This is a genomic window from uncultured Campylobacter sp. (genome assembly GCF_937997595.1).
Lineage (GTDB): Bacteria > Campylobacterota > Campylobacteria > Campylobacterales > Campylobacteraceae > Campylobacter_B.
On record NZ_CALKTS010000306.1, the window covers coordinates 1 to 1425 of the forward strand.

Below are 1425 nucleotides of genomic sequence, written 5' to 3' on the forward strand. Positions count from 1 at the left end.
TATCCGCCTCCAAGCTTAGCACATTTCATTCTTAATCGTCTCTTAAAATATAACTCGCTTAAATTATATAAATTTAGCATTAAACTAACGTTAAAAAATATACCAAAGCGGTTCACACGTAAATTTAAACTGGAAACTACCTATACGTGAGCTTTACGTCTGCATAAGTCGAATAAAAATATCACAAGAACATAAAAAGGCAGGGCGATAAGCTTGATATTAAATTTTACCACCTCGTAGGCGACAGATGAAAGGCAGTAAAATTCTATTTTAGAGGGGCTTGCATATGCATTTCGCAGACGAAAGGCAATCAAATCATGAAGCATTTATCAACTCCACAGCTCGGCGAGATAGAATTTTAAAATTTAGCCCAAGCTGAGCATGCTAAAAGTTAATGCGAATGCTCCATCTTTGAGTGATCCATGCCGCCGTGATCCATGTTCTCTATCGAGCCATGATTCATACGCGAATGATCCATTCCCTCCATTGAGCCCATATCGTGGCTCATCCCGCTCATCGAGCCATGATCCATCATAGAATGATCCATGCCGCTCATACCGGGATCGGTCATTCCAAAAATCATCGCGACGTGTCCTAGCACCAAAAATACAATCAGCGCCAAGAAATGAAATTTAAGCCTAGTCCTAAATTCCGCTCCTTTTGCGATAACTCCGAGCTCCAAAAGTAGCAGTACTAGCGCAGGCAGCGCCGCCGCTACGTATGCCGCCAAAGCTAAGGCGTCCGCAGCGCCACGCAAATGAATGACGGGCAAAATTTTAACCGCTACGTAAATAATTAATATCGTAAAATAAGCGCCGAGAATGATGCTAAGGCATTTATTGATTTTTAGCGCCAAAGAGCCCTTCTGCGCGCGGTATAAGCTAAAAAATTCGCTCGCTACTATCGCTTCTGCTAAGCCCATCGGCACCGCCATAAATAAAATCAAATTCCACGGCTGATTTGCCATCAAAAGTTCCATGTAATTCGTCATTGCCATGTTTTCTCCTTATTTTGGTTTAAAGGGCGCAATTCTAGCGGCTTTCAGTAAAAAATTTTAAAACGATAGACAGGATTAGGCAAATCTTTAATCTTATACTTTTCCGCAAAATGATTTGAGCTGCATCTTAAAACTCGCTCACAAATATTAAATTTATCTCGCCTCGCACGCCGCCCCTTCGTATCTAACGCGAAATTTAGAAAATTTATATTTGCAAATGCAGATACATTAAATTTAGCCGAAACGCTTTAAATTCCGTAAAATTTCAGCTTCGCAAAGATAGAATTACAAAATTTTTTAAAAAGGATTTAAAATGAAAAACACCCTCTTGTTCGCCTGCGCGGCATTATTTATATGCGCTTGCTCCGCTCCAGAGCATCCAAAGCCAGGCGTTTCGCATTGCAGCGAGCCCAAAATGGACGAGGCGT

1 protein-coding gene is annotated in these 1425 nt (G+C 41.1%); it reads right to left on the bottom strand.

Features of this window, described 5'->3' with window-relative positions:
• Window positions 1-391: 391 nt before the first annotated feature.
• Window positions 392-997, bottom strand: coding sequence for a DUF6803 family protein (locus Q0614_RS10370; protein WP_298788548.1), 606 nt, complete (start codon window positions 995-997; stop codon window positions 392-394).
• Between the last annotated feature and the right edge of the window lie 428 nt (window positions 998-1425).

Bases quoted from the DNA above. Each gene is read 5' to 3' on its own strand.
- Q0614_RS10370 (WP_298788548.1), bottom strand. From the start codon at position 997: ATGGCAATGACGAATTACATGGAACTTTTGATGGCAAATCAGCCGTGG.